General features: G+C 36.3%; 4 protein-coding genes and 1 pseudogene. 2 read left to right on the forward strand and 3 right to left on the reverse strand.

Translation table 11 applies throughout. From position 1 onward, the window contains the following. Positions 1–116: pseudogene (locus L652_RS1000000125735) on the reverse strand (allophanate hydrolase); the annotation flags it as partial. 248 nt (positions 117–364) lie between these two features. On the opposite strand from L652_RS1000000125735, the gene msrA reads away from it, so the two are divergent. Both msrA and L652_RS01000000123930 read left to right on the forward strand, forming a co-directional pair. Further along, positions 365–1,657, forward strand: a complete 1,293-nt coding sequence (msrA, locus tag L652_RS0115370) for a peptide-methionine (S)-S-oxide reductase MsrA (RefSeq protein WP_024603539.1) — start codon at positions 365–367, stop codon at positions 1,655–1,657. Between the two features lie 321 nt (positions 1,658–1,978). Further along, complete coding sequence (locus L652_RS01000000123930; RefSeq protein WP_253947705.1) at positions 1,979–2,566, forward strand: amino acid ABC transporter substrate-binding protein; 588 nt, start codon at positions 1,979–1,981, stop codon at positions 2,564–2,566. Positions 2,567–3,306: 740 nt separating this feature from the next. Here L652_RS01000000123930 and L652_RS0115380 read toward each other — a convergent pair. Further along, positions 3,307–4,188 carry a LysR family transcriptional regulator gene (locus tag L652_RS0115380; RefSeq protein WP_024596142.1) on the reverse strand — a complete coding sequence of 294 codons (882 nt, stop codon included), beginning with the start codon at positions 4,186–4,188 and terminating at the stop codon, positions 3,307–3,309. Between the two features lie 333 nt (positions 4,189–4,521). Further along, on the reverse strand, positions 4,522–4,940 hold a 419-nt coding region (locus tag L652_RS0115385; protein ID WP_024596141.1), incomplete at its 5' end, for a succinyl-CoA--3-ketoacid-CoA transferase.

Consider the following 4,940-nt stretch of genomic DNA (forward strand, 5'->3'; position numbering starts at 1 on the left):
CTAGCTAAAGCCCAAATTTTCTTTTGAATAGAGAGTCTATCTGTAGCGTCTAAATGCGATGCATCAAACAGTAAACTACTGTTTGTTAATGCATAAATATGAGGAGCTGGCTTCATTAAATAAACCTATTTGTACAACATAATTTAAACGTAACACAGTTTTATTAATTTATTTACACCATTGCGACTAAGTGGTTATGTTTATTGCCCAACTTACTTTAAGAGTAGTTTTATATTCAATTAATCGTATTTAACTTATTGAAGACCAAAACTTAATACGCTTCGTACTAAATAAGTAATTAGGTTGAAATGAAAATTAGGATAAGGAGGTCTTAGTTAGCACGCACTTGTTTAAGAGGTACTTTATGAAACACCAGCATTTATTATATTTATCAGGCGCTGCTATTATATTTAGCGCAGGCAGCTTTGCTTTATCTATGGAAAAGGTTGAGCACAGTAATGTAGAAGCCACCATGCATGTAGAAACCATTGTACTTGGATCGGGTTGTTTTTGGGGAGCCGAAAAACGCTACGAAGCGCTTAATGGCGTTATTGATGCTGAATCGGGGTACGCTGACGGCAATGGCTTTAAAGCTACCTACAGAAACATTACTGATCAGTCTCGTCGTTTTGACGAGAACAATTATGCTGAAGTTGTACAAGTTATGTATAACAGCAATATAATTTCAGCAGAAGATCTCTTAAAAAACTACTTTGAAAGTCATGACCCTACGCAAAAAAATCGCCAAGGTAACGACATTGGTACGCAATATCGCTCAATTTTATTAACGACTACTGATGCGCAAGCTAAAGTAGCTGAACAAGTTAAATCGCAATATCAGCAGCTTTTAACTGATGCGAGCTATGGCAAAATTGAAACGGTTATTAAACCGCTTCAAGGTTTTGTATCGGCAGAAGAGTATCATCAAAATTATTTAGAAAAGAACCCTAATGGCTATTGTCCCGATCACTCTACCGGTGTTGTTTTTAATAAAACACCTGTAGAAAAAGTAGATAACACGGCTTTATTATCAGGAAAACAAATCGTAGTCTTAGATTCACGTGAATACTGCCCATACTGTGAAAAGTTTAAAAAAGCAGTCGCAAATGATTACAAAGGGACAATACCAATGTCGTTTCGCCATGCTGACCAACTTGATGATTTAACTATTAAGTCAGCCACGTGGGCAACACCAACCATTTTGTTTTTAGAAAATGGTATTGAGGTATATGGTCGTCAAGGTTATGCAACGCCTGAAGAGTTTTATAAAGCATTAGGCGCTTTTAAATTAGGTAACAGTGATGCTTATAAAGTTGCATTTGATGCACGAACAGATAGACCTTACTGCAAAGAGTACAAAGAGTTTAAAAACACACCTGACGGTACTTTTGTTGATAAATTAAGTGGCGANGAGCCACTATTTGATACAAGCGATAGGTTTAACTCCGGTAGTGGTTGGTTGTCGTTTAAGCACCCAGTAAAAAGTAGTGTAACGCAGCATGACGATAGCAGCTGGGGAATAACACGTATTGAGCTACGTTCTAAAAGTACAGGTATTCATCTTGGTCATTTATTCCCTGGAGAAGGCCCTAGAGGCACAGACCGCTACTGTATAAACGCAACAGTACTCGATTTTGTACCAAGAGATAAAAGCTAAACCTTTTACTTTGTAAAGCCTGATTTTAATCAGGCTTTTTTTGCATAAAATAAAATAGATTTATCATATTCTTTGCAAATTTGTTAAAATTAAAGCGTTGAGCTACACATCAATAATATTACTTAGGTTGTAAATGAATCAATTTATAAAAATAACAACGCAGTTAATGTATTTGCCTTTAGCTTTATTAATTTTTATAACCGATGCTAAGTCGGCAACGCACTATGTCATCGGCGTAGAGAATATAGAATACCTTCCATACTACATGGTAGTGGGGCTGATAACCGCGACTATTATGGTTTCAGTCAAAAGTTACTTACCTTGTTTGCCCAGCAGCACGATTTTGAATTTGAGTTTTACACGCTGCCAATTAATCGTCTCTATAAAGAATTCATTGATCACCATCATGTTGATTTTAAATACCCAGATAATCCACAATGGAAACCAAGTTATAAAGCTTCCTTTGGTGATTTAAATGAAATTATTTATTCGCAGCCAACCGTTGTGACTAAAACGGGTATTGCGAGTTTAAATAAAAATATCACTATTGATGAATGCGTTAGTTTTGCAACGGTGAGAGGGTTTACGTCTCAAAGCTTTAAACCTTTAATGAATAACAAAAACGTTGAGCTAATTGAAACAGCTAACGTAATGGAATTAATAGAGATGCTTTTAAAAGAGCGAGTGGAGTGTATTTACATATCTAACGATGTACTAAACTATAATATTGTTAAATATTTCAAATTAACCCGACCCGTTTATTTTCAAAACGAATTGCCGACAGATTTACAAGCCTTTTTATTATCGTCGATTGACTATCCTGAGGTAGTTAAGCAATTTGATACATTTTTGCTTTCACATAAAGTGCAAATAAGTAAATTAAAAAAAGAGTATCAAATAAAAAATTAACTAAAAAAGCCCCGTAAGTTATAACTTACGGGGCTTTTTAAAATGTATTAATCTGTATATAGCTATATTATGTATGTGCTTAATAATAAAAACAGTCCAAGCCAAGTCACCACCTAACTTGAACCGCTTTTCACACTGACAACATCTTCACACACAATATAAAGATTCTGTTTGCTACGCTTTAGTAGCCTGGTAATGCATATCATGTGATTGAGCCAAGAATAAAAACAGTTCAAGCCAAGTCACCACCTAACTTGAACCGCTTTTCACACTGACAACATCTTCACACACAATATAAAGATTCGGTTTGCTACGCTTTAGTAGCTTTGTAATGCATATCATGTGGTTGAGCCAAGAATAAAAACAGTTCAAGCCAAGTCACCACCTAACTTGAACCGCTTTTCACACTGACAACATCTTACACACACAATATAAGATTCTTTTCACTGCTAAGTTTGAGTTACTAAAACTCAAAAGGTTGCATTTATTGCTCTTAAAAAACAAATTAACTAAGTTGTTTTGAGCTGATGAAGTAACTTTAATATTTAACTTTATTTTCGACAAACGATAAAAATGAAACCAATGAGTGAAAAAAATTAAACTATAGACTTTAGTCTAATGCTCGGCGTTAAGTTTATGTATTTAAATAAAAAATATTATTAAAAATTGCAGAGAGGTTTAGACGAGTTCAGTAATAAAACACAGAGTGGGTTGTATTACTGAACTCGTCTAATAGGGGATTATTCTTGGATTTTTCTAAACGTATTTACAACCCACTTCGCAAATAAATCAAGCGGGTGATTAGGCGTGCTTGATTCGTGCTGCACTAAATAGTATTTATCTTTAGTTGTTAAAGGCTGTTCGAATAATTTATAAAGCCATTGCTCATCTAGCCAGCTTTGACTAATAGGCAGTGGTATAAGTGCAATGCCCATGCCTTGCTGCGCCGCACGCGCTACACCAAACATGCTATCTATTTTAATAATTTGCGAAGGAGAAAAGTCATCAATCCCTGCTTTTTCGGCCCACTGATGCCAAGCCCACGGGCGAGCTTTGTGCAAGATTAACGGAACTTGGTTAAGGGCTTGACGATGATCGTCCCTCCACTGATCGAGCAATTTTTTATTACATGCAGGAATATACTCAAGGTTAAACAACTCAGTCGCTAACCCTTCAGTAGGTTTACCAGAGGACAATACAATAGATAAATCGCTATGACGCGTTAATTCTTTGCGTGTTTTAAGCGTGTCCATTTGCAGGTTTATATTAGGATGCTCTGACGTCCACTCACTTAATTTAGGCATGAGTAGTTCGCTGGCAAAAAATTCAGGCAGCGTAATCGTCAAATTTGTATTTTGCTGCATCTGACTAAACTCGTTAATGGTGCCCTCTAACATTGTGATGATAGGAGACACAGCATCAAAAAAGTTTTTACCCGCTGTGGTTAAGCTAATTGAACGCGTTTTACGTTGAAAAAGCTCAATACCAAGTTGTTCTTCAAGTTGCTTTATTTGATGGCTTACCGCAGACGGCGTTAAGTACAGCTCATTAGCTGCATGCTTAAAACTTAGGCTTCTTGCGGCAAAGCAAAAAGAGCGAAGGCCACGAATAGGAGTTTGCATGTTTTCCAGAATTATTTAATTTATTGAGACGCCTTACTTAGGCAAAATTTAAACCAACTATTTAATACATAAATATCAGTATGTTAAAAATAAATTTAGTGCTAGTTCACAAAAAGAGTGCAGGCTATCCACTAAATAGTGCAAAGAATCTAAGCGCTTACATTTAATTTATATTTGTATTATAGATAAAATTTACTACAGATGTATGAATGACGGTAAAAATAATGACAAAAGATAAAAAAAATCCCTCGTAAGAGGGATTTTGGGTAACTCAGCGCCATTGGCACTGGGAATGAGGTCGGTACAGGGTAAAGCGTTATTTTAAGCTAAAGCCTAAAAAACCATTTCTGGAACTTCACAGTCAACAAGTAATTTACCTGCTGTTTTACTAATGATTTCATCAACAGATACGCCCGGAGCACGCTCTAATAGATGAAATGCGCCGTCTTTAACTTCTAATACGGCTAAATCTGTCACTATTTTTTTAACGCAATTAACGCCAGTAAGCGGTAAAGAGCAGGCTTCTAATAGTTTAGAGTCACCATGCTTACTTGCATGGGTCATAGTAACAATAATGTTTTTCGCGCCAGCGACTAAATCCATCGCGCCACCCATGCCTTTAATCAGCTTTTTAGGGATCATCCACGATGCGATGTTGCCATTCTGGTCAACTTCAAATGCACCCAGAACGGTTAAGTCTACATGACCACCCCGTATCATGGCAAAACTATCTGCACTATTAAATATGGCTG

Origin of the sequence: Pseudoalteromonas sp. TB25 (assembly GCF_000497995.1) — a bacterium.
Taxonomy (GTDB): domain Bacteria; phylum Pseudomonadota; class Gammaproteobacteria; order Enterobacterales; family Alteromonadaceae; genus Pseudoalteromonas; species Pseudoalteromonas distincta.

Coding starts and splice junctions, on each gene's coding strand:
- L652_RS0115380 (WP_024596142.1), bottom strand. CDS start 4,188: ATGCAAACTCCTATTCGTGGCCTTCGCTCTTTTTGCTTTGCCGCAAGA.